Origin of the sequence: Catenulispora subtropica, from assembly GCF_039531675.1 — a bacterium.
Classification (GTDB): domain Bacteria; phylum Actinomycetota; class Actinomycetes; order Streptomycetales; family Catenulisporaceae; genus Catenulispora; species Catenulispora subtropica.
In genome coordinates this window covers 76,940-100,109 of the sequence record NZ_BAAAQM010000004.1, presented here as the reverse complement: position 1 = coordinate 100,109, position 23,170 = coordinate 76,940, and the positions used below count along the sequence as shown (strand labels likewise).

At 69.2% G+C, this 23,170-nt stretch carries 19 protein-coding genes; 14 read left to right on the top strand and 5 right to left on the bottom strand.

Annotation, left to right across the window (positions count from 1 at the left end):
- Positions 1-29: 29 nt before the first annotated feature.
- On the top strand, positions 30-698 hold the full coding sequence (locus ABD466_RS05475; RefSeq protein ID WP_344655954.1) for a hypothetical protein: 669 nt from the start codon (positions 30-32) through the stop codon (positions 696-698).
- Between the two features lie 87 nt (positions 699-785).
- Positions 786-1,199: a LuxR C-terminal-related transcriptional regulator gene (locus tag ABD466_RS05470; RefSeq protein WP_344655824.1), complete on the top strand. Its 414-nt coding sequence runs from the start codon at positions 786-788 to the stop codon at positions 1,197-1,199.
- Positions 1,200-1,260: 61 nt separating this feature from the next.
- Here the strand turns inward: ABD466_RS05470 and ABD466_RS05465 are convergent, their stop codons facing one another.
- A complete protein-coding gene (locus tag ABD466_RS05465) occupies positions 1,261-1,725 on the bottom strand; it encodes a luciferase domain-containing protein (protein ID WP_344655823.1) in 465 nt (154 codons plus the stop codon).
- Between the two features lie 683 nt (positions 1,726-2,408).
- Positions 2,409-3,038, bottom strand: coding sequence for an Lrp/AsnC family transcriptional regulator (locus tag ABD466_RS05460; protein WP_344655822.1), 630 nt, complete (start codon positions 3,036-3,038; stop codon positions 2,409-2,411).
- A gap of 166 nt (positions 3,039-3,204) precedes the next feature.
- Between ABD466_RS05460 and ABD466_RS05455 the strand changes: the two genes are divergently transcribed.
- The 6 genes from ABD466_RS05455 to ABD466_RS05430 all read left to right on the top strand — a co-directional run bounded on the left by ABD466_RS05455 (position 3,205) and on the right by ABD466_RS05430 (position 9,190).
- Positions 3,205-4,806 (top strand): ABC transporter substrate-binding protein, encoded by a 1,602-nt coding sequence (locus ABD466_RS05455; protein WP_344655821.1) that lies wholly within the window; start codon positions 3,205-3,207, stop codon positions 4,804-4,806.
- Positions 4,781-5,866 (top strand): ABC transporter permease, encoded by a 1,086-nt coding sequence (locus ABD466_RS05450; protein ID WP_344655820.1) that lies wholly within the window; start codon positions 4,781-4,783, stop codon positions 5,864-5,866. The genes ABD466_RS05455 and ABD466_RS05450 overlap by 26 nt, the downstream gene beginning before the upstream one ends.
- Before the next feature lie 8 nt (positions 5,867-5,874).
- Positions 5,875-6,777: an ABC transporter permease gene (locus ABD466_RS05445; protein ID WP_344655819.1), complete on the top strand. Its 903-nt coding sequence runs from the start codon at positions 5,875-5,877 to the stop codon at positions 6,775-6,777.
- Entirely contained in the window at positions 6,774-7,562 is a 789-nt protein-coding gene (locus ABD466_RS05440) for an ABC transporter ATP-binding protein (RefSeq protein ID WP_344655818.1), read from the top strand. The genes ABD466_RS05445 and ABD466_RS05440 overlap by 4 nt, the downstream gene beginning before the upstream one ends.
- Complete coding sequence (locus tag ABD466_RS05435) at positions 7,559-8,506, top strand: oligopeptide/dipeptide ABC transporter ATP-binding protein (RefSeq protein WP_344655817.1); 948 nt, start codon at positions 7,559-7,561, stop codon at positions 8,504-8,506. Before ABD466_RS05440 ends, ABD466_RS05435 begins: the two co-directional genes overlap by 4 nt.
- Before the next feature lie 303 nt (positions 8,507-8,809).
- Entirely contained in the window at positions 8,810-9,190 is a 381-nt protein-coding gene (locus tag ABD466_RS05430; RefSeq protein WP_425558553.1) for a YybH family protein, read from the top strand.
- Between the two features lie 353 nt (positions 9,191-9,543).
- Here ABD466_RS05430 and ABD466_RS05425 read toward each other — a convergent pair whose 3' ends face one another.
- Entirely contained in the window at positions 9,544-10,443 is a 900-nt protein-coding gene (locus ABD466_RS05425) for a universal stress protein (RefSeq protein ID WP_344655815.1), read from the bottom strand.
- A 489-nt stretch (positions 10,444-10,932) separates the two neighbouring features.
- On the opposite strand from ABD466_RS05425, the gene ABD466_RS05420 reads away from it, so the two are divergent.
- The 6 genes from ABD466_RS05420 to ABD466_RS05395 all read left to right on the top strand — a co-directional run bounded on the left by ABD466_RS05420 (position 10,933) and on the right by ABD466_RS05395 (position 21,765).
- Positions 10,933-11,808 carry a universal stress protein gene (locus ABD466_RS05420; protein ID WP_344655814.1) on the top strand — a complete coding sequence of 292 codons (876 nt, stop codon included), beginning with the start codon at positions 10,933-10,935 and terminating at the stop codon, positions 11,806-11,808.
- Positions 11,809-12,114: 306 nt separating this feature from the next.
- Entirely contained in the window at positions 12,115-13,125 is a 1,011-nt protein-coding gene (gene adhP / locus ABD466_RS05415) for an alcohol dehydrogenase AdhP (RefSeq protein ID WP_344655946.1), read from the top strand.
- Positions 13,126-13,367: 242 nt separating this feature from the next.
- A complete protein-coding gene (locus tag ABD466_RS05410; RefSeq protein ID WP_344655813.1) occupies positions 13,368-14,840 on the top strand; it encodes a hypothetical protein in 1,473 nt (490 codons plus the stop codon).
- 19 nt (positions 14,841-14,859) lie between these two features.
- Positions 14,860-18,849, top strand: a complete 3,990-nt coding sequence (locus tag ABD466_RS05405) for a DEAD/DEAH box helicase (protein ID WP_344655812.1) — start codon at positions 14,860-14,862, stop codon at positions 18,847-18,849.
- Between the two features lie 149 nt (positions 18,850-18,998).
- Positions 18,999-20,177 (top strand): hypothetical protein, encoded by a 1,179-nt coding sequence (locus ABD466_RS05400; protein ID WP_344655811.1) that lies wholly within the window; start codon positions 18,999-19,001, stop codon positions 20,175-20,177.
- On the top strand, positions 20,158-21,765 hold the full coding sequence (locus tag ABD466_RS05395) for a phospholipase D-like domain-containing protein (RefSeq protein WP_344655810.1): 1,608 nt from the start codon (positions 20,158-20,160) through the stop codon (positions 21,763-21,765). The genes ABD466_RS05400 and ABD466_RS05395 overlap by 20 nt, the downstream gene beginning before the upstream one ends.
- On the opposite strand, the gene ABD466_RS05390 is transcribed toward ABD466_RS05395, so the two are convergent.
- Together ABD466_RS05390 and ABD466_RS05385 are read right to left on the bottom strand one after the other, a co-directional pair.
- The gene (locus tag ABD466_RS05390; protein WP_425558541.1) at positions 21,746-22,816 is read right to left on the bottom strand and encodes a caspase, EACC1-associated type; all 1,071 of its coding nucleotides are present in this window, start codon (positions 22,814-22,816) and stop codon (positions 21,746-21,748) included. The genes ABD466_RS05395 and ABD466_RS05390 overlap by 20 nt on opposite strands.
- Positions 22,813-23,163 (bottom strand): effector-associated constant component EACC1, encoded by a 351-nt coding sequence (locus ABD466_RS05385; protein ID WP_344655808.1) that lies wholly within the window; start codon positions 23,161-23,163, stop codon positions 22,813-22,815. The genes ABD466_RS05390 and ABD466_RS05385 overlap by 4 nt, the downstream gene beginning before the upstream one ends.
- Positions 23,164-23,170: the final 7 nt, after the last annotated feature.

Below are 23,170 nucleotides of genomic sequence, written 5' to 3'. Positions count from 1 at the left end.
GCCTGGGTCGAAGCGGCAGCGACCCCTTGGTGCTGTCCATCGCGGCCTGCGCAGATCCGATACGGGAGGCGGCGTGGGTCATCGGGAAGGCTGATGAGGTCGCACCGGAGACCGTCGACGATCCGGCGGAGCTGCACGCGCTGGGGGCCTCATTGACCGCCGTGTGGGCTTTCGATCTGTCCTGGCCTCATCTGTGCACGGCTGTCGAGAGGCTGCGCGAGCAAGGGCGGCTCGGGTTGCTCGGCGAGGCCCTCACGTCGCAGGCGTGGGCGGCGATCCATCTCGGCAAGCCCCGGGCAGCGGCGACCGCGGCGGCCGAGGCCGGCCGGCTGTCCCGGGACACCGGCCGCCCCCGCTGGGCGCTCATCGCGGATCTCGCGATCGCCATGCTGGCCGGCGAGCACGGCGATCACGAGACCGCGAACACGCTTGTCTCCGCGACAGAAGCGGAACTGCTCTCGATCGGCGCCCAGGTCGATCCTCGGTTTCGTCCAGTTCGTCCGGGGCCGGTACGCTCGCGTCGACAACCGGCCCGACGACGCGTTCGAACAACTGGCCAGGGTGCTGGACCCGACCGATATCGCCCACCACCCGTTCGTGGGTTACTGGGGCATCGCAGAGCTGATCGAGACAGCGGTCCACACCGGCCGCGACGGCGAAGCGCGACGATATCTGGCGCAGTTGGACGCCTTGGCTGAGCAGACCTCCTCGCCATACCTGGAGGCGATGGCAGCTTATGCGCATCCTTTGGTCGCAAACGACGATGAAGCCGAGCACCTTTACCTGTGCGCGTTGCGGGACCGCCTGTCGAGTTGGCCACTGCACCGGGCGCGGTTGCTGCTGGCGTACGGCAGGTGGTTGAGGCGTCGGCGCCGGCTCACCGATTCCCGATCGCCGCTGCGGGCCGCTACGGAGAGCTTGGACGCCTTGGGCGTCACGGCCCTCGGCGAGGAGGCCCGAGCCGAGCTGCGGGCGGCGGGCGAGGCGGTGGCCCGCCGCGCGCCCGACAGCTTGGATCTGCTCACCCCGCAGGAGTTGCAGATCGCCAGGCTGGCGGCAGCCGGGCTGACCAATCGGGAATCGGTACCCGACTGTTCCTGTCCCACCGGACCGTCGGCTTCCACCTCTACCGAGTCTTCCCCAAGCTCGGTATCAGCTCTCGGGGCCAGCTCAGCGCGATCGACCTGGGAGATGACTAGGCCGTGTCCGCAGCGCCGCGCTGGTCATCTGGCTGCGGTCCTGACTTCGGTTCGACGCTCCTCAGTCGACCGGGGCCGAACGAGCGAACGCCAGGCTCTCCTCGATGATCGAGAGCACGATTTCCACCTCGGCCTCGGTCCGCGGCCCGTAGACCATGTACTCGGTGCCGAAATCGGCGAACTGGTGGGGTTCTGCCCAACCCAACTCCACCAACCGTGCACCTCGTCCAGCAGGCAGAACTAGGTGGACGCTGGTATCGCTGACCCCATGCAAGTGGACTGGTTCCAGCCGCTTGCCCGGCGCCAAAGACGTCTCGGGCGAACGCTCCGTGGGCTGGTCGACCAGGAACACCGCTCTGGAATCGGCCGGCGACACCTGGCTGTGGCCCTCGACGACGCCCGGCAGGGCAAAGGTCCGCGCGACCAGCTCACCCCACAACGCTGCGCTGGCATTCTGATCCAGTTGGCGATGCGGACCCTGGTCGGACGTGGCAGGACGCGCTCCTGGGCGCAACTGGTCATGCATGCGTCGGACGTTAGCCCACGCAGCATCGCACGAGCACCGAGATTTCGACGTGCCGGTTCACTGATCGACCGGACAGAACCCAGCGGTCGAACATGCCCGGCTGGCTTTCCGAGGCGCGGAAGAGCTTGGAGGCATTTTTCGGTGGTGAGCGCCTGCCCACGCGGTGCCCGGCGGCTGCTCCGCCCCGTCTATGGGAGCGATCTGCGCTGAAGTACCGACGGCCGGAGTCCAGCAGTAGTCACTGCCGTAGAGAAGGTGATCGCTGCCGAAGTCCTCGCTGAGAGCTCGGATCTGGCGGGGGAAGGGCGTGCCTGCCATGTCCCACCACAGCCCCTTCGATCCCGCCGGTCCGAATGCGCCCGTTGTTCACGTCCTCGAGACGGACCTCGTGGACGGTGTGCTGATCTTCTCCTCAGCACCTACTCAACCCAGCCGGTAACGATCAACGGCTTACGACGCGAGGCGTTCGTACGTGTCCTTGATCGTTGCCATCATCTTCATCAGCTCGGCCATGGCGTGCGGCCATGGCGTCGGCGTGGTCAGCGAGCCGATGCGCCGGCTCCAGATCGGCCGGAGTGCCGTGGGATTGCCCGGGATCGACGCTCGTCATGCCGCACCTGCCTGCTCGCGCAGCACGCCATCTCGGCTCGCGGCCACCGCCTTCGGCTCTGTCAGATCCCTGACTATGTACCGCGTTCCAGGTTGGCGCGTCCGTCGGCAGCGGGTATGAAGCGCGTCATGCCGAGTTGCCGCACGCCCTGCGCGCCTGTGGCAGCTGGAGGGAACTCGTCAGTCGTGCCGCGAGGGAGGACATAGGGACTGCGGAGCACCTCGTCGAGGATGATCACAGTCTCCGTCGCCCGCACCGCGGGCAAGGCGGCGAGCCGGTCGGCGACCAGGCGATGGACGGCCAGGACGTCGGGCACCCGGATCTGGATCATGGCGTCGTGCTGTCCGGTGGTGACCGCACAGTACTCCACCTCCGGCATGCGGGCCAGTGAAGCGCGGAACTGCTTCCACATGTCCTGTCGGACGGTGACGAAGACCAGGGCGCAGACGTGCAGGCCGACCCGGGCGGCGTCGACTCGGGCCGCGAACCCGCTGATCACTCCGTCCGCGCGCAGGGCCTCGAAACGGGTGTATGCGCTGGCGCGGGAGATTCCGACCTGCTTGCCCAGGGCTGCGATGGAGATCCGGCCATGGGTGCGCAGGACCTCCAGGATCTTCAGGTGGACCGCGTCAAGGGCCAGGCCGCCGCCGATTCGTCCAGGTGAATGATCATGCGCTGTTTCCCCGCTGGACAGATCTTCCATGATTCGCCTCTTCCCGAGATATCCATCTCGCCGTACTGGACCGGGGCCGATGACCTGTGTAGCTTCACCTCACCCTAGCAAGCATTCGTCCAGGTCAACTCCCCCTCGGCAGCCGATGGCACCCCGCCCGGCTCGCTCCCGTTCTGCCCGACTCCTGGAGACGCCCATGTCCAGACCACGTATCGGATCGCATCCGGCGGCCGCAGTGTCCCTGTTCTCGGCGGCGGCGCTCGTCGCCCTGAGCGCCTGCTCATCCGGCGGTGCCTCCTCCAGCTCCACATCGACCGGGGGTGGCAAGACCCTGGTCGTCGACACCTCGTTCAACCTGAAGACCGCCGATCCCGGCCGCGAGTTCGAGCCGACCGGCCAGATCGTGGACAAGGCGCTCTACGAGACGCTGCTGACCTTCCACGGCGACGACGTCACCAAGCCCGTCCCGGGCCTGGCGTCCTCGTACGAGGAGTCCACGGATGGCAAGACGCTGACCCTGCATCTGCGGTCGGGGGCGAAGTTCTCCGACGGGACCGAGGTCACCGCCGACGACGTCGTCTTCTCCTTGAACCGGGTGATCGCGCTCAAGGGCAACCCCTCGTTCTTGCTGGACGGCGTCACGGTCGGCAAGACCGACGCCTCGACCATCACGCTGGTCTCGAAGCAGGCGAACCCGGCGCTGCCGTTCATCCTGCCGAACCCCGCGCTCGGCATCCTCAACTCCAAGGTGATGCAGGCACACGGGGGCTCGGCGACCGCGGGCGACAGCGCGGAGTCCTACCTCAACACCGAGTCCGCCGGCTCCGGTCCCTACCTGCTGACCTCGTTCAACACCAACACGCAGGTCGTCCTGAAGAAGAACCCCGCCTACACGGGGCCGCAGAAGCCCGCCTATGACAAGGTCGTGATCCGCAACGTCCAGGCGCCCACGCAGAAGCTCAACGTGCAGCGCGGGGACAGCCAGATCGCCCTCGACCTGACAGCCGACCAGGTGCAGGGCATCGGCGGCGGGCTTCAGGTACTCAGCGGCGCCTCCTCAGACGTCATATTCCTGCTGCTCAACCAGGACTCCGCGGTGAGCGGCACCACCTCCAACCCCAAGTTCGCCGAAGCGGTGCGCAAGGGCGTCGACTACGCCGGCCTGCTGCAGATCGCCGGAAAGGGATCGGTGCAACCCGCCGGAGTCATCCCATCGAGCTTCCTCGGGGCGCTGCCCGCTTCCCAGGCGACCGCCCGCGATCTGGCCGGCGCCAAGAGCGCCCTGGCCGCCAGCGGCATCGCGAACCCGACGGTGACGCTCGGTTATGCCAGCGACCTGACCGTCGACGGGCTCTCGCTGCAGACCCTCGCCGAGCGGATCCAGGCTCAGCTCAAGGAGGTCGGCATCACCGTCAACCTCGCTCCGGCGCCGACCACCACCGAACTGGACAACTACCGCAACGGAAAGGAGCAGTCGGGCCTGTGGTACTGGGGCCCGGACTACCCGGACCCGAGCGACTACCTGGCGTTCCTGCCCGGCAACCTGGTGGGCCTGCGGGCCGGCTGGAAGGCGGGCGCCGACCCGGCGCTGACCGCCGCCGGGAACACGGCCGCGGTCACCATCGGCAACGACGCGCGCAAGACGCTGTTCGAGCAGATCCAGACCCAGATGAACGCGACCGGTCCGTTCATCCCGCTGTTGCAGCCCAGCCGCAACACCGTCGCGGCCGGCTCGCTCAGCGGCGTCGTCTACAACCCGGTGTGGACCCTTGATGTCGCAGCTGTCGGAACCAAGTAGCTCCGACGCCAGGCGGCGCATCGCCGCCGCCTGGCGCCGGCATCCGTTCGCGCGCTTTCTGACCCGGCGTGTCGGCACGGCCCTGTTGCTCGCGCTCGGCGTGACCCTGGTGACCTTCGTGCTGACGAACCTGGTCCCCGGCGACCCGGCGGCGGCCAACCTGGGGCAGCGGGCCATCGGCGATCCGGCGATCGTCGCGCAGTTCCGGCACCACAACGGTCTCGACAGGCCGCTGCCGGAGCAGTACGGCGCCTACCTGGCCAACCTCGTACACGGCGATCTCGGCGTGTCGCAGCAGAGCCACCAGCCGGTGCTCGACGACCTGCGGGCCGCCGTTCCGGCCACGCTCGAACTCGCCGGGTCCGCGATCGTGCTGTCGCTGGTCATCGGCGTGGCGTTCGGCGTGCTGGCCGCGCTGAAGCGGGACCGGATCGTCGACCAGGCGCTGCGCGTGCTGAGCCTGCTCGGGGTGTCCGTGCCGACGTTCTGGCTGGCCCTGCTGGCGTTCTACGTCTTCTTCTACCGGCTCGGTATCGCACCGGGCAGCGGCAGGCTCGCCCCGGACCTCACCGCGCCGCCGACGGTGACCGGCCTCTACACGGTCGACGCCGCGCTGGCAGGCCAGTGGCCGGTGTTCTGGAGCGCGGTGAGCCACCTGATGCTGCCCACCCTGGTGCTCACCGCCTACACCGTCGGCCTGCTCACCCGGTTCACGCGCTCGGCGGTGCTGGAGGTGCTCGGGCAGGACTACGTCCGGGCCGCCCGCGCCAAAGGGCTTCCGGCCCGCACTGTTCTGGTGAAGTACGTGCTCAGGGCAGCCCTGGTGCCCATCATCACGGTCGTGGGACTGGCCTTCGGTGCCCTGCTGTCGGGCACCGTGCTGGTGGAGTCGATCTTCGCGTGGCCGGGTCTGGGCGCGTACGCCTACCGCAGCGCGACCACCCTCGACCTGCCCGCGGTCATGGGGGTGGGTCTCGTGGTCGGCATCATCTACCTGCTCGTCAACCTCGTGGTGGACGTCCTCTACGGCGTCATCGACCCGAGGGTGAGGGTCCAGTGAGGGGCGCCATGAACACACTGAAGCCGGCGCCGGACCGGAAGCGGCAGGGGAGCCGGCTGCTCACCCGGCTGCCCCGCGCCTGGCGCCGACCGCTGGCGGTGATCGGCGGCCTGGTCACCCTCGGATGGCTGGTGGTCGTCATCGCGGCACCGCTGCTCGCGCCGCACGACCCGCTCGCCCAGGACCTGCCCAGGCTCGCCCAGCCCGGGCCCGGCCACTGGTTCGGCACCGACGAACTCGGCCGCGACGTGCTGAGCCGGGTGCTCCACGGAGCCCGGGTCTCCATCCCGCTGGCGCTCCTGCTGGTGGTCCTGTCCCTGCTCCTCGGTGGGACGCTGGGCGCGATCGCCGGTTTCTTCGGACGCTGGGTGGACGAGACGGTGATGCGCTTCGCGGACCTGTTCTTCGCCTTCCCGACCGTCATCCTCGCGATGGTCGTCGCCGCCGCGCTCGGCGCGAGCCTGCAGAACGCGGTCCTCGCCGTCCTGGTGGTCGCCTGGCCCTCCTACGCTCGAGTGACCCGCGGCCTGGTCATGGGCCTGCGCTCCCGCGAGTTCGTGCTCAGCGGACGGCTGCTGGGCTTCTCCGCCTGGCGCTCGCTGCGGGTGGACGTGCTGCCCAACGTGCTCGGACCGATCCTGGTCCTGGCCACCCTCGACATCGGGACCGCGACGCTGCTGCTGTCCGGACTGTCCTTCCTCGGCCTGGGCGCGAAGCCGCCCACCCCCGAATGGGGCGCGATGGTCGCCGCCGGCACCCAGGAGTTCGACAGCTGGTGGATCGGCGTCTTCCCCGGCCTGGCCATCCTCACCGTCGTCCTGGCCTTCAACTTCCTGGGCGACGCGCTGCGGGACGCCCTGGATCCGGCTGGCGCCGAAACCATCGGCGCGGACAAGGAGCGGGCGGCATGAACGTCCTCGAGATCGCCGGCCTGACCGTCGACCTGCCCGCGGAGTCCGGCCGCACGCGGATCCTGCACGGCGTGGACCTGGCCCTGCAGCCCGGCCGCATCCACGGCCTTGCCGGGGAGAGCGGCTCCGGGAAGACCATGACCGGCCTGGCGGTCCTCGGCCTGCTGCCGCCCGGCGCCGCCACCATGGGGCAGATCCGGTTGGGCTCGGAGGACCTGCTCACGCTGCCGCCCCGACAGCTAAACGCGCTGCGCGGCCGGTCGGTCAGCATGGTCTTCCAGGACCCGTCCACCAGCCTGCACCCCATGCTGAGCATCGGTCACCAGCTCACCGACCACCTCCGCCACCATCTGAAGCTCGACCGCAAGGCGGCCCGGAGGCGAGCCGTCGAGCTGCTCGGCCAGGTCCGCATCCCCAACCCCGAAGAGGCGCTCAGACGGTACCCTCACCAGTACTCCGGCGGAATGCGGCAGCGCATCGCCATCGCCATCGCCCTGGCCTGCGAACCGAAGGTGCTGATAGCCGACGAGCCCACCACCGCCCTCGACGTCACGGTGCAGGCCGGCGTGCTGCGGCTGCTGCGCCGGCTGTGCGACGACCTCGACTTGGCCGTCCTGCTGGTGACCCACGATCTCGGGGTGATGTCCGCGATCGCGGACGACGTCAGCGTGATGCGGCACGGGCTCGTCGTCGAGACCGGAGCCCGCGGCCAGGTCCTCACCGACCCCCGGCATGAATACACCCGCAGCCTTCTGGACGCGCTCCCCGGAAGGAGCACCGCATGACCCCGCACCTGCTCTCGGTCTCCGACCTGGAGGTCCAGTACCGCCGGCCCGGCCAGCTGCCCACCAGGGCGGTGGCGGGCGTCAGCCTCGACGTGCAGGCCGGGGAAGTCGTCGGCCTGGTGGGCGAATCGGGCTGCGGCAAGTCCACCCTGGCCCGCGCGGTCTGCGGACTCACCGCGCCCACGGCAGGCGGAATCGTCTTCGACGGCACACCGGTCGGCCCGCTGCGGGTACGCCGCCGCGAACCCGCGCTGACCCGCATCCAGATGGTCTTCCAGGACCCCTACGGTTCGCTCAATCCCCGGCGACGTGTCGGCGCGCAGATCGCGGACGGCATCCGGATCGCCGCCCTGCGCGGTGACATTCCCGTACCCGAATCGACCGACGGCCCGGTGGAGCACTTCCTCACCCGGGTCGGCCTGCCCGCATCCGCCGCGCAGCGCTTCCCCCATGAGTTCTCCGGCGGCCAGCGGCAGCGCATCGCCATCGCGCGGGCGCTGGCCGCCCGCCCCAGCCTCCTGGTCGGCGACGAGCCCATCTCCGCTTTGGACGCCTCCGCCCAGGCGCAAGTCGCCTCCCTGATGCGGTCCCTGGCCGTGGAATCCGGTGCCGGGCTGCTGTTCATCAGCCACGACCTCTCCGTCGTCCGCCTGATCGCGGATCGTATCGCGGTGATGTACCTCGGCCGGATCGTGGAAACCGGGACGACCGCGGAGGTCTGGGACAACCCCCGCCACCCCTACACCCAGGCTCTGCTCGCGGCCATCCCACAGCCCGACGGTGCCGGACGCCTGCCCACCGAACTCCCCGGCGACGTCCCCGACCCGGCCGCGCCCCCGAGCGGCTGCCGCTTCCATCCGCGCTGCCCGCGCGCCTTCGACGGGTGCGACCGCGAAGACCCCCGACTCAATGCCGACGGCGTCGCCTGCCGCCTCTACGCCTGACCGACGTCCTCGGCACGTCGCAGCCGTCAGCGGGACCGGGCCACTTCCCGGCCCGGTTCCGTACTGAGGGTGGCGTCAGGAGGCGACGTCGTCCGCACGGCAGACAGCCCGAACAGCTCACCCTCACCAGTCACGAACCCGTCGAGCGCCCCTGATCCGGGCAGCCGGCCCCTTCCAGCGTGTGAAAGACAGGCACCTCTCCCGATGACCAGCCAGCACCGATGTGGCACGGCGCGCGACCGGACGTCCGGCGGCGCCCGCCCCGGCGGATCCCGCGACGACCTCGCAGCCGTATGGACCGCGATCACCGGCATGTACCAGGCCTTCATGACGGGAGACCGCGACCGCGTCGACGCCTTCCTGGACCCCGACGCGACCATCTTCGACTCCGAAACCCCGCGCCTGGCATGCGGGAAGGCGGACTTGGACCGAATCCGCGACAGCCGCCCACCGGCGACCGAGGGCGGCGGGCAAGCCGTTCTGACGGCTTTTTCCCAGGTCGTCGACATCTTCGACGACCTCGCGGTGGCCCGCTATTGGCTACGCGTCGAGTTCCCCGGCCTCGCACCGGAACTCGTGCGCAACACCGCCGTCCTGCAACGCCATCGTGACGGATGGCTCATCGCGCACCTTCACGAAGAAGTCCACCGCGAGAGTGAGGACGATGTCGGCGGCCCCCCTTGATGCAGAGCTTTGCGTTGCGTGGCCCACTGGTCTGGTAAGTGAACCGCGCCGGGATCACGCCGCAGTCTTCTGTTCGACAGCCGGCAAGGGAGAGCCTGGCCTGCTGTCACAGGGATCATCGTGGCGTGAACTCGGGGCGCTTCAGGAACATGCCGCCCCGGTGAAGAACGGATCGCCGGGCGGACTGGCGGCCTCGGACGCGATCGACCACGCGCCGGAATGGACGACGCTCAACGGTTCGCGGCCACCTCACCACTGCGGTGCCCCGCCGTGGACCCTCGACCCGCGTCCAGAATCCATGCCGGCCGGTCAGGAGCGTCGACGCGCTCTCCGTCAACGCTCCTGACCCCTGGTCAGCGGTCATCCGATGACGGGACGACCGCGACCGGGCAGTGCGCGTGGTGCAGGGCGGCGTGGGCGACCGGACCGAGCCGGTTGGCGTGACGGTGTCCGGCCTCCGAGCGAGCACCGACGATCAGCAGATCGGCGTTCGTCGAGGCCTCGACCAGGCAGGTGCCGGCCGTGCCGGACCTGACCGCGGCGTACAGGCGGGCCACCACGCCGACGTCGGGGTGCTTGCCGCGCCACGGGTCGAGCAGTTCCTTCAGACGGTCCGCACGGGCCTGCTCGTAGGCGAGACCGTCCTCGTCACCGAGCCGTGCCGCGTAGGCCATGGCCCACGGCTCGGTCCAGACGGTGGCCGCGACCAGGCCGGTACCCAGCCTGGCGGCGGTGTCGAAGGCGAACTCCAGCAGATCGTCGCAGGGCCCGTCGATGTCGAGGCCGACGAGGATCTCGCCCTTGGGCTCGGACGGGGTGTCGTGGACGACGATCACCGGGCAGACCGCATCGGCCAGGACACGCTGGGACGTCGAGCCGAGCAGCAGGCCGGTGAAGCCGCCCCGGCCGCGGCTGCCGAGGACCAGGAGGCAGGCGTCGCGGGCCTGGGCGACGATCGCGGCCGCGGCCTCGCCGGGCACGGCGCTGGTCTCGACCGCCAGCGCGGGCTGATCGGCGCGGATCGCGGCCGCGAGTTCCGCGAGGATCTCCTCGGCGTCGTGACGGTTCGTCGGCTCGACGTTCCCCGCCGGGAGGACCGTGGAGAACGGCCCCATCGGGATCCGTTCGACGGTGGTGTACGCGTGGACGATGCGCAGCCCGGTGCCGCGCGACACGGCCTCCCGGACGGCTTCGGCCACTGCGCTCTTGCTGTGCGGGGTCTGGTCGTAGGCGACGACCACCGGTGCGCTCATGGAGTCCTCCAAACCTGATACGGCTCCTGGCGGAGTCGGTGCTCCCAGCGTTTCCGAGGACCGGCTCCGTGGTCAGAGGCCCAAGGCCCGGCCCGCAGCGTCCGATACGCCCCGGCCGGACAGGACCTTCGGCCCGGCGTGACCGTCGATGGCGGAGGGTGCGGGCATCAGGACTCGGGGGGGCACCGGTCTGCGGGATCGACGGGCCGGAGCAGGGCCGCAAGTCCTGCCCGGCGACCCTCGCCGAACCGGCCGTTCGACCCTGATCCGCTGCGTCACCGGGCGGGAACGTGGAAGGGACCGAAGGTGGTGAGCGGTGACGCACCTCACGGGGATCAGCGCGGTCACATCGGTGGCCGGGCCGCGAAGGACCCGCCCCCAGCCCCAGGGCCTGGGCGCGACCAGGCCGTTCGGCACTGTCCGGGCAGACGACGCTCCCCGAGGCTGGACCGGAAGCGAGCACGGCCCGTCCACGCCAAGGAGATCGCCATGACCCAGTCCGTCGTCGTCGGCTTCGACGACACCGAGCACAGCGCCCACGCCATCACCCTTGCGGTCCGCGAGGCCACCGCCCGGAACGCGGTGCTGCGCCTGCTCCACGCCTACCAATGGATCCCGCCGACGACGTTCGGCCTTCCGCCGGGAATCGCCACGGAGCAGGCCGTCGCCGAAGCCTCGCGCGCCCTGCTGAACACGACAGCCGAACGGCTGCGCGCCGAGAACGCCGGTCTGACCGTCGAGACCGTGTCGGTCGGCGGCGATCCGGCCGGCGCCCTGGCTGACGAGGGACGCGACGCCGCGCTCGTGGTCGTCGGTGGACGCGGTCGCGGCGGCTTCGCCGGCCAGCTGCTGGGCTCCGTGGCCCTGCGCGTCCTGGACCGGGCGACCTGCCCGGTCATGATCGCGCGCGGCGCCGAGGCCCCGGCCACCGGTCGGATCATGGTCGGTGTCGACGTCGACCACCCCGGAGGCGACGCCGGCCTCCTGGAGTTCGCCTTCGCGGAGGCGGCACTGCGCAACGCCGAGGTCTTCGCCGTCCACATCTGGGACGACCCGACGCCGCTCTACGCCCGCGGCGGCCAGTTCGTCGACGACATCGTCGAAGCCGTCCGCGCCAATCGCCTCCGGCTGCTGGACGCGGCCCTCGAACCGTGGGTGGAGAAGTACCCGAACGTCCGCGTCTCGCGCCAGGCCTTCCCCGGAACGCCCAGCCGGATGCTCGTCGACTCCACCCGAGTCGTCGACATGCTGGTCATCGGCGGCCTGGCGCGCACCGAGGGGCACCAGGGCATGCGCATCGGCGCACTGGCCCACACCGTCCTGCACCACGCCCACTGCCCGGTGATCATCGTTCCTGAGAGCTGACCGCCGCGGTGCGCCCGGACCTGGCACGGCCCCGTGTCCCAGGTCGTGCCCCGGCCGGCCGCATGACCGGCCACCCGCCGGGCCCAGCGATGGCGTCGTCGCTGCGGGTCGCCGTCTTCGCCGGCTTCCAGAACCGCAGCACCATACAGGTCAGCGGTTCAGTCCAATGCGCACCGACGGCCGGCTGCGGTCCAGATCCGTCCGGCGTCACGACACGGGCCGTAGGGCCCTGTTGTGACTCTGGGGCTTGATCGAGGCTTGTGCCCGCAGGAGCTGTGTTCCAACAGGAGGAAGATCATGACGTTGATGCGTGCGGCTGTCGTTCCGGAGCTGGGCGGCAAAGTGGAGATCCGCGAGGTGCCGGTTCCCGAACCGGGTCCGGGCCAGGTTCTGGTCAGGATGCTGGCGTCCGGGCTGTGCCACACCGACATCCACGCCGCGAACGGGGACTGGCCGGTCAAGCCGAGACCGCCGTTCACCCCCGGGCACGAGGGCGTCGGGATCGTCGAGAAGGTCGGTCCCGGCGCCACGCTGCACCGCCCGGGCGACCGGGTCGCGATCGCCTGGCTGGGATCGGCGTGCGGGCACTGCCGGTACTGCCTGACCGGCTGGGAGACCCTGTGCGAAGCACAACGCAACAGCGGCTACGCGGTGGACGGGGCCTGGGCTGAGTACGCGGTGGCTTCGGACAGCCACGTGGTGGCTGTCCCCGATGCCGTGTCGTCCTTCGACGCCGCACCCCTGACCTGTGCCGGCGTCACGACGTTCAAGGCGGTCAAGGTCTCCGGGATCCAGCCTGGTGAGACCGCCGCCGTCTACGGCATCGGCGGCCTGGGACACCTGGCCGTGCAGTACGCACGCGCGTTCGGCGCCCGGGTCATCGGTGTCGACGTCGAGGACGCCAAGCTCGAACTGGCCCGGGACCTCGGCGCCGACCACGTGGTCAACGCCCGCACCACCGACCCGGTCGAAGCGGTCGGGGACCTGGGCGGCGCGGACGTCGCAGTGGTGCTGGCCACCTCGCCGCGGGTGTTCGAGCAGGCGTTCTCCTCACTGCGCCGCGGTGGGCGGCTGGTGTGCGTGGGACTGCCGGCCGACGACAAGATGACGATCCCGATCTTCGATCTGGTGCTCGGCGGGAAGTCGGTGATCGGGTCGATCGTCGGAACCCGGCAGGACCTGGCCGACGTGTTCGCGCTGCACGCGGCGGGCCGGACCAAGGTCATCGCCGAGGCCCGGCGGCTGGACGACGTGAACACCTGTATCGAGGAGGTCCTCGCGGGCAACGTGCCCGCACGACTGGTCTTCACGTTCTGAGATCGAAACCGGCAGCGGACGCGGGCGGGATGTAGCGAACGCCGCTCTTGACGCCGCCTCCTGTCCGGGACCCGCGAGGGCTCGTAAGAGCGCTGGCTCTGGCCAGCGCTCAGAAGGCCGCGCGGGCGATGGCTGAGATCGCGGCTGTCTTCACCGCACGCAATCGAGTCGCGACACTTCGCACAGACGCCGCACTATAATACGAACTCTGATATCTGCGGGGTGTTGGGGGGGCGACCGTCATGAGCGACGAATTCGAGGAGAAGCTCGCGCGCTATGAACGGATTCTGCGCGGCGAGGAACGGTATGGCGACGACGGCCACGATCTGGGCCCTATCGATCAGGCGCTGCGGTTCCAGCTCGATGAGCTGCTTGAAGAGATCGTCCGGCGCACTCGAGAGCGCAGCGCAGCGGCTCTGCCCGTCGGCGGCCTGGACCTGCTTGTCAGCTTGAGCGGCTTCTCCCCCATGGGGACAATCCTCACTTATCGGCTGCTGCGCCCGCGGCAGCTGCTGATAATCGGCTCAGAGGAGTCGAAACGATCTATTGATGTGATCGGGGACGCAGTGGTCGGCCCCGGGCAGCTGGCACACCGCAACTTCAACCACGAACCCTGTGACCCCCGGGATCCGATGTCCATCTATCGGCTGATCCAGAGCCGGCTGGACACTGTGTCCAAGGCGGAGAGACGACGACCGGTGGCGATGATCGACATAACCGGCGGCAAGAAGGTGATGAGCGCGGCGGCAGCGCTCGCGGCCTGGCAGCTGGACCTGCCCCTGTGCTATCTGGACGGGACCTACAGCGCGCGTCTGCGGCAGCACATCCCGGGCCAGGACCGGCTGCTGCTCCTGCCCAATCCGGCGGCGCTGTTCGGGGACCAGGAGATGGACCGGGCACGGGTCATGTTCGACGAGGGATCGTTCGCAGCGGCACGGGCTCGGTACGCACAGCTCGCCGAGTCGGTGCCGGAGCCGGCCCGTGCGCGGTTCATGGCAGCCCTGAGCGATCTCTATCAGGCGTGGTGCGACCTGGATCTGGATCGGATTCCGCGATCGGCGGACGAGACGCTGACCGCCCTGGACCGCGTCGGCGGACACACCACCAGCGCGTTCCGCGATCAACTGGAGCAGCAGCTGGCCTTCCTCAGGCGTCTGACAGGACCGGACAACCGTGCGGAGTTGACACTCTGCTTCACGCTGCTGGGGCGCTTCCATCTCGACCACGACCGCCGCGACTTCGCGGCGCTCCTCTACCATCGGACGATCGAGGAGGCGCTGGCACACCGGTTGGAGACGCTGGTGCCGGGGTTCGACTGCACCGCGCCGGACTACTCCTTGTTCCCAGACGGCGCACTGGCGGTCGTCAACAGGTATCGGGCGGCGCGCGTCCGCCTGGGGCTTCCGGAAGACCAGGCGCCGCCGTCACCGGTCGCGGGTGTGGCGGCGGCGGTACTGCTGGACGTGCTGGGTGACCCGATGCTGGGTCCGGCGCGGCTGACGCACGAGTCGCAGATACGGGAGTTGCGGGACGTGGCGGCGATCCGGGAGCAGTCGGTGCTCGCCCGAGGGACCGGGTCTGTCACCGAAGCCGGCCTCGATCGGCTGATCCTCATGGCGGACGCGATTCTGAACGCTTACTGGCAGCAGCACGGTGACGGCACCGCGCTGAACCACCGGCTTAACACCCTCGCCTTCATCAAGGCGCCGTTCTAGCCGGCTGAGGCAGGTCGTCATGGCAGAACGTCAGGCACGGATCCCAGAGCACTGGCACAGATGGTGGATCGCGCGGGCGGCGCAGGCCGATCCGGCAGGGTCGGTCACCCTGGAACTGACGATGAGCGAGCGTGGCAAACTGGCGCAGAAACTCGACAACGCCCGCTGTACCGGCGAGGACATCGCCCTCGACCTGGAGATGATCACATCGTTTCGGCGTCGTCCGGTGACAGCCCGCTATCCCGATCCCGCCTATGAGATCAAGACGCCGTCTTACTGGCTCCTGGCCGCCAACGTCGACTGGGACGGCGTGTCGGGGGTGGCTCAGGTCGTCGATCTCGGCCGGCACCGGATCCCCGACATGAACCCGCTCATCTCTCCACTGGTTCGAGGGCGCCTGTATTCGGCCCGTGAACCTGTGGCGTTCGACCTCGCGTCGGCGCTGCGGGCCTATGAGGAAAGCGTCATCGCGGCCAAGGCGTACGCCGCCGAAGCCGCCTACGGCAACGCGCCCTCCACCCCGCGAGCCGCCAGACTCGCGGCCCTGGACCGCCGCCTGCTCCCGGCCCTGGCGTTGCTCAGCCTCATCGAGAAGCGAGACGAGGTCGCGGCCGCCACGACAGTGCGGGGAACGCTGGACGCCGCCGGATCGGCTCACGCGCCCGGCGAAAGACCCGAGGCCGCCGATTTCGTACGGATCCGACTGGACGAGGCGAACGCCGCCTTCGTCGAGGACACTGATGTCATGGTGGACTTCCGGGACGGATCACCGCCGATCCCGGCCGAGGTCGCCGACGTTCAGGGCCGGGACCTGGCAGTACGTCCGAGATCCGCGACCGACGTCGAGAACCTGGAGGCTCGCGAAGGACCGCTGTGGGTCATCCGTCAGGCCAAGCCCAGGATCAAGTGGGCGGCGAACAACGCGATCAATCGTGCCCGCACCGGTGCCGTCGTCGGCGACTGGGACATGCTGACCAGGCTGGTCATCGATCCCGCGAAGCTGCCACAGGTACGGGTCGACGCGACGGAGTGCCCTGGAAGCGCGATCGGATCCCGCCTCAGCGCCGAACAGGAGACAGCGGTGCGCCGGGCGGTCGAGGCGCGCCACGCCTTCTTCATCCAGGGGCCTCCGGGCACCGGTAAGACGACGGTCATCGCCGAGATCGTGCGTCGGCTGGTGCGCCGGGGCGAGCGGATCCTGTTGGCGGCTCCGATGCACGTTGCCGTGGACGAGGTGCTGTCGAAGGTGCGGGAAGACCCGGCCGTCTGGCCGATGCGGGTGGCTGCCGAGTCGAAGAACATCCGGCCGGCCTTCGCGGACCTGCGAGAGGACGCCCTCGCGGCGAGCGTCGCGCGGCGGCTGAAACAGACCGTCACCAGCTCGGAAGATCCGTGGTCGGAAGAGGAGAAGCTGATCGCGCACCGCGTCGAGCTCCTCATCGGGCTGCGTACCGCTCAGCGTCTGCATTCCGCGGCGTCGCAACGCCTGCTGCGAGAAGCGCTGGAAGAGGTGGTCGCGGAACTGGAGGCGCGGCTGGCCGCCATCAGCGAAGACGAGGCGAAGTACCGCACTCTGGTCAACGCAGCCGACGCTGCCGACCGGGAGTGGGGCCAGGAGGAGCACGCCCTCGACGCCCAGATCACTGCCGCGCTCGATCACCTGAGAAGCATCGACAGGCGCTTGTCGGACGCCCAGTCGGTTTCGCAGCAGGCCGCGGCTGGCTTGGCAGAGTCAGAACGACAGCAGAACCAGGCCCAGGACCGCCTGAACAGCCTCACGGCGAAGATGGCGGCAGCACGTGCTGCCATCGCGCAGGCAAGCACGGTGATCGCCCGAATGGAGAAGGAAGCCGAGCTCGCCGCGCGCAGGCAGGAGTCAGCGCGGAACGCGTTGGCCGGGCTGTACGCCGAGGCGGAATCCCGGCAAGAGGCCGCGAACCATGCTTCGCACATCGTCGTCAAGAGCGAGCGCAGCAGCGGCGCCATCAAGCTGTGGTTCGCCGATCGAGGCCGGGGACAGCTGTCACGGTTGAGGGCCGAGCACCGTCGCGCGCAGGAGCAGGCAGCACGCGCCTTCGCGAAGGCCGCCGCTTCCGAAAAGAAGATCGGAAAGGCCGATTCGAAGCTGCGGTCACAACAGGCAGAGATCACCGAGCAACGCAGAATCCTGCAACAACAGCAGATTCAGATCCTGGGCGAGGATGCGGATCACCAGGCGGCCTCGACAGAGGCACAAAGGTGGACGGACAGGGTGGCCGATGATCGAGCGCGGATGCACGCGGCCGAGACTCAGGCGACCGAGCTCCGCCATGAGCGAGATGCGGCGCGAGAGCAGGCGGATCAGCTCGCGGCACGCCGCTCGATCGTCCGGGGACGACGGACACGTGCCCGGCGGCGAAGCGAACTCGAGCGTGGTCTTGTCGCGAAAGCGGAGGAGGAAGGGCGCGATACGGCTGCGGAACTGGCAGCTACCCGGACACGTCTCGTTCAGCTCAAGGAAGACGTAGCCGCAAAGCGGCAGTTGTTGGAACAGGCGCGGGCCACGGCGCTGCCCCTGCTCGGAGAAGTCCTGCCGGCGGATCTGGACCGGGCGGTCGACGAGGCCACAGGACGCCGGGCGCGCATCGCGTCGCTCCGAGCGCTCCGACAGCGATGGAGAGAGCTTCTGGGCGCCGACCGGGAAGAGTCCGGATCACTGGAAGACCGCTTGGACCAGTTCGGGCGCATCGCGGTCGACGCGACGAACCTGGTGTGCACGACGACGGCCGGCATCGCCGGGTCGCCATCGGCCCGGGACGCCGATTTCGACACGCTCATCCTCGATGAGGCCAGTCGTGTCGTGGACGTCGACTTCCTGATCCCCGCCGTCCGAGCCCGCCGCTGGATTCTGGTCGGCGACGAGCACCAGCTGCCGCCCTATGTGGACCAAGAAGTGGAGCAACACGTTCACGCGATGCTCGCGCTGGATCACCTGGAGCACACCGCCTCGGCGCCGCCGTCGGACACCGACCCGCTGGACGCGGCGATCAGCTGGGTGGCCGCTTCGCACGCCCAGGCCGCGCCGACCAGACCGATCCGGGTGGCCCCGACGACCTCGATCGCACGCGCGCTGCTGGAGGACGGCAGTTGGGACGCGCATTACCGGCAGCATCTCGCTGACACGCTCGCCCGGTTGGAAGACGGCTTGTCCGGAGTCCAGGGCGGCACCGACCCCGAACCGATCGCGGCGCTCATCAGCGAACTGGCGATCGGACAGGCCGTCAGCCGTTTCGAACGCTGCGTCACCGTGCCCGAGGCCGACCGTCTGGTGTCCCGGATGACGATCCAGCGCCGTATGGTCCCGTCGATCGCCGCCCTCGTGAACGAGCCGGTGTATGACGGACGGTATCAATCTCCTCATCCCGAGGAACTGGAACGGCTCGGCATCGCGGCCTTCACCGGCCCCCGCTACCCCGCTCCCCTGGCCTTCTACGACACCGGCCGATCCTCCCGCAGCGAGCGCCTGGTCGGCACGGGCTTCGTCAACGACTTCGAAGCAGACCTGGTCGTCAAGATCCTCCGGATGTGGGACGACATGGCGACCGCTTCGAACCAGACAGCACCTCCGACCTATTCCGTCCTCTCGTTCTACAAGGCACAAGCGAGCCTCATCGACCGGAGGTTGCGCCGTACGCCGTTGACCCGGCTGCAGCGCGGCGTCGTCAACGCCATCGACAAGATCCAGGGCCAGGAGAGCGACCTGGTGATCATCAGCTTCGTGCGGGCTCTGCGCGACCGCCGAGGACGCCCGCGCAGACCGGGACCCGGCACGCTCATGTGGCTGCAGGACCTGCACCGGCTGAACGTCGCGGTGACACGGGCCCGGCGCGCGCTGGCGCTGGTCGGTGACCGGCCGACGCTGGAAGCCCTGCGGGGCGACGACAGTGCGGTGAGGTTCTACCGGAACCTCTTCTCCCTGCTGGACGACGGCGCCGAGGGCACCGTGTACGTCCCGGACTCGGCGTTGTGAACCCGGCGGCGAGAAGCCGGGGTGCGCCGTCCGCTCGAATCCGGATCGGTGACGGGCCCGTCCGTCGGATCTCCGTCGCACCGGGTCCGGTACCGGCCGGGGACCGCACCGACACCGTCGTCCGCCTGAGCAGGGCGCTCATCCCCCTGATGGTCTGGCGCGGCGTGCCGGTGGTGAACACCGTGCGGGACAAGATCACCGTGGTGGAGCGCTTCGCTCTGGAGGCGGCGCTCGCGTTGGATCCGGTGTCGGCGGTGGAGCTCAGCGAACTCACCGGCCTGCCGCCCCAAGCGGTGATGCCGTTACTCGAACGGCTGCTGTCCACGGGAAGTCTCGATGCGGATGAATCCGGGACCGCTTACACGCCCACGGCGGCGACCCCCGAGGTACTGGCCGGGAACACCCTCACGACGATCGAGACGGCCACGGCGAACTTCGCCTTCCTGCCGTTCACCGATGAGCTGATCGTGCTCCCCTCCCCTTTGGAGCAGTGGGCGGCCAGGCTCGGGACCAGGACGGTTCAGCAGGCGTTCCGGCTCCCGCTGCCCGACTCCTGGGCGCAGTGGCGTCGCTATGACGTCATCAACAGGCACCTGGCCGACGACACCGCGATCCAGCGTCCGGACACGCTGTACCGCGCGATCGAGGCGGAGGACGACGACCCGGTCGGGTCGACATGCCCGGTGTTCGCCGCCGAACGCGTCACCGTCACCGACGTCGAGGGGGACCGCGTCGTCAGCCTGCGGTTCCGCAGCGGCGTCGACGCGGAGCGGAAGTCCTCGCCGAAACGCACGGTCGGGGCATCGCTGGCTGGGGTGGACCTGCTGGTCGATTCGTGGCTCGACATGGTCGACGCGGTGTGTCGCGACGAACTGATGCCGTTGCTGTGGCGGGCAGCGAGTGGCGACTCGGACGACCCGCCCGAAGACCTGGACGTGGTGCGCGAGACGTCCGGCGGTTTCACGCTGTGGCTGCCGGAGAAATCGGTGAACCGCCTGCTGGAGCTCGGTACACCGCTGTTGGGCCCGCGCGGGATCAAGGTGGGTGACGAAGAGGCTGAGATCGAGGCCACGGTGCGCTTCCGGCCACAGCCGGATGACGAGGCCGCCGTCGCAGGGTTCACCATCGATCGGGCGACCGCGTTGTTCGAGACCGACCCGGATGCGGGGATGGCAGACGCCATCGATCGCGCCGCTGCCGAGTACAGCTTGTCCCGGTATTCGGCTCACTATCCGGAGACTGAGACGGTGCGCGAGCGGATGTGGCGGATGCGCAGATACGAGGCTGTCTATTTGATGCGGGCGGGAGATGACTTCGATTACTCCTGACGAGATCGACCTCGGGGCCCGGCGCGTGCCCGGGTGGTATTGGTTCGAGTCCGGTGTCCAGCGCCGACCGTTCGAGCCCACACCCGGCACCGGGAGCGTGCGACACTGCTTCTCCTACGAACGCTCACCGAGCTCGATCAAGGAAGAAGCGCTCCGCCTCATCGCCGGCGCCGAACGGAAGATCTTCCTGGCGAGTTTCCGCTTTGTGGACGACGACTTGCGGGCGGCTTTGAGCAAGGCGGCCGACCGGCTCCGCGGCGGGGTCTACGTCATCACCTCGATCGCGTCCCGCGACCTGCGGCAAACCGTCGACTTCAAGGCGGTCTACGAGGAGGACGAGGAGGAGGACTGGCTGAGCTTCGACTCCGTGGGCGCCGATCCGAACGCGGAGGAGAACAAGAAGCACTACGCGGAACTGATTCGAAGCGGTGTCTGGGTTCGGGGTCATCCGGAATTCCACGCCAAGTTCCTTGTGGTCGACGACCGCGCCGCCCTGGTCTCCAGCGCGAATCTGGAGGCCGCGGCCCTGGCCGACGCCGTGGACCGCCCCGGACGGCGTCGGGGCTTCGACGCGGTGACCGGGGAAAGCGGAGTGGTCACCACGAGGGCCGAGGACGCGCGGCTGCTGGGCCGGTTCTTCGCCAGGCTGTGGCATGCGGAATGCATATGGGACGCTCCCCCGGGCGTCGGATACCAACTTCGTCAGCGGACGGCCTCGCCGAGTCCGTGCGAAGTCCCGGTTCCCGACGTCGGGCGCGTGGGGCCGATATGGACCGGATCGGGGGAACAGCTGATCCTCCAAACGCTCCACGACATCATCGGGTTGGCGGAGAAGGAACTGGTGCTGGCCACTTTCAGCGTCAAGGAACTCGACTCCCACCCGGACATGCTCTACGAACCGGTACGCGCAGCGGTGGCGCGGGGCGTCCGCATCAGACTCCTCGTCCGGTCGCGAAACTTCCTCGCGACCCGATCCGCGCTCGGACTGATGGCGGGATGGGGCGTCGCGGTCCACGGCGACGACAAGACCCACGCGAAGTGCGCGATCGCGGACGGCCGGGCCGGGGCATTGTTCTCGGCGAATTTCGACGCCGAACACGGCATCTACCGAGGCGTCGAGATGGGGATGCGGTTGGACGGCGAGACGGCGCTGGCGGAGGCCCTCCGGTTCTTCGAGCATTGTCTTGATCATGCGCCACAACGCCTGCACGGGGATCCGACCGCGCGGGAAGCCGCCGACAGCCTGTACGCGCCTCAGCTTCAGAGGTGGGATCCCGACGCCGTCTTCGAAGTCACCGCCGACGACAGGACGTGGGCAAGCCTTACCCGGACGCGCAGTCCGGCCCTGCTCGCCCGCGTCTCCGACGACGATTGGCAGCTCCACATCGGCGACGGGACATGGCAACTGCTGTCACGAGGCGGAGTATGGAGGCTCCAGACCCGGACCGCGCCCAGGCAGCCGGACCGTGTGCAGGCGGATCTGCTGGAGTCGTGGCTGGACAACAGACGGACCAGCCTCGAGAGGAACAAGGCAGACGAAGAGCTGCGTGGGGTGCTCGCGACGAGGCTCATCCGACAAGGCGGCTGAGCTTCCGGACCTCCTCGGCCAGCAGGTCGGCCATCAGGGAGGCCGGAAGCCCTTGCACGAGCTCGGACGCACGGGACAGTATGCGCCTCGACTGGTCGCGATCGGTGTGGCGCAAGTCGGCGCCGAGCTTGATCAGGATCTCGACGAGCTCGGCACGATCCGCGGTGCCCCACACCGATACCGGCACGTCGGGAAACTCCGTGATCAGCGCGTCGACGTCCCATGGATCCACGCCGGCCGGGCGGCCGCCCGCGGTCGCGACGTCCTCTTGGGGCACACAGCGGCTCGGACCGACAGCAGTCGGACGCGTGGCGAAGACGAACCGCCCGGCGCCGTCCTCGATCCGATACGTCGGCACCGGAAGCCCGGCCACAGCCAGGTCGTCGGTAACCCGATGCCAAAGTGCCGCCACGGTGAGCCGGCCCTCCACGTCGGCGGTACCGGAGTCGACGATGTCGGCCAGGCGTCGGGTGAAGTGTGTGTACGGCACCGCGACACCGGGTCCGTCCTCATACCACGCGGTGGCGTAAGCGCTGCTCGCGGCCAATACCGCGGCTCCCGTGGCGGCGGTGTACTCGAACATCGCCTCCGATCCGAGCCGGCCCCGGTGCTCGAGCGCCAGACCGGCGAAACAACAATCGAGAATGATGATCTTCACGCGGGCGCGGCTGATACGGAAGGCATTGCGCACCGCCGAGAACGGCAAGCTCGTGGTGGCGCGGCGCTCCGACACCCGGGTGGTGCCCACGAGACCGAGGCACAGCTCATCGTAGAGATCAGGTATGCCGTGGCCCACGAAGAAAAAGAGGGCTACATCCCGAACTTCGGCGAAGAGCTGGACCAGACGGTCGGGAAGGTTTCCCGGACTGTGCTCGTTCTCGAAGACCGCCACCCGCTCCGCCGGCCACCCGCAACGGTCCCGCAGAAGGACCGACCGCATGAGATGCAGGCTGTTCCGCACGGCGGGGACGTCATCGAACTCTTCGTACTCCGAGGTGCCCACGAGGACCGCCGCCGACCGCGAGAAGTCCCGCTCGGCCGCGTCCGTCAAGCCCCGGCTCCAGGCCCACCGCCGAGCAGCCGCTCAACCATGCGTCGCGTCTCGGCATCGGCGTTCGTCACCTCGATGGAGAACTTCTCGCCGGCCACTTCGGCCTCAATCCTGATTCCGGCACGCCGGGCACGAAGGAACTCCGGGAGGACCTTGGACAGCGCCACGAGTCCGCCGCTACCCACCATAACGCTGAGGACGTCGAGGGCGCCGAGCTCGCCCGTTCCCGGCTCTCCGGAATGCCGTCGGACAATGGCCGTGTCAACCCCGGCCAACCACCGCTCCAACGACCCGAGCTGGTCCTGCTCCGAGACCGACAGCGTGAACCGGTATTGAAGGCCGTCCATGCTTCCC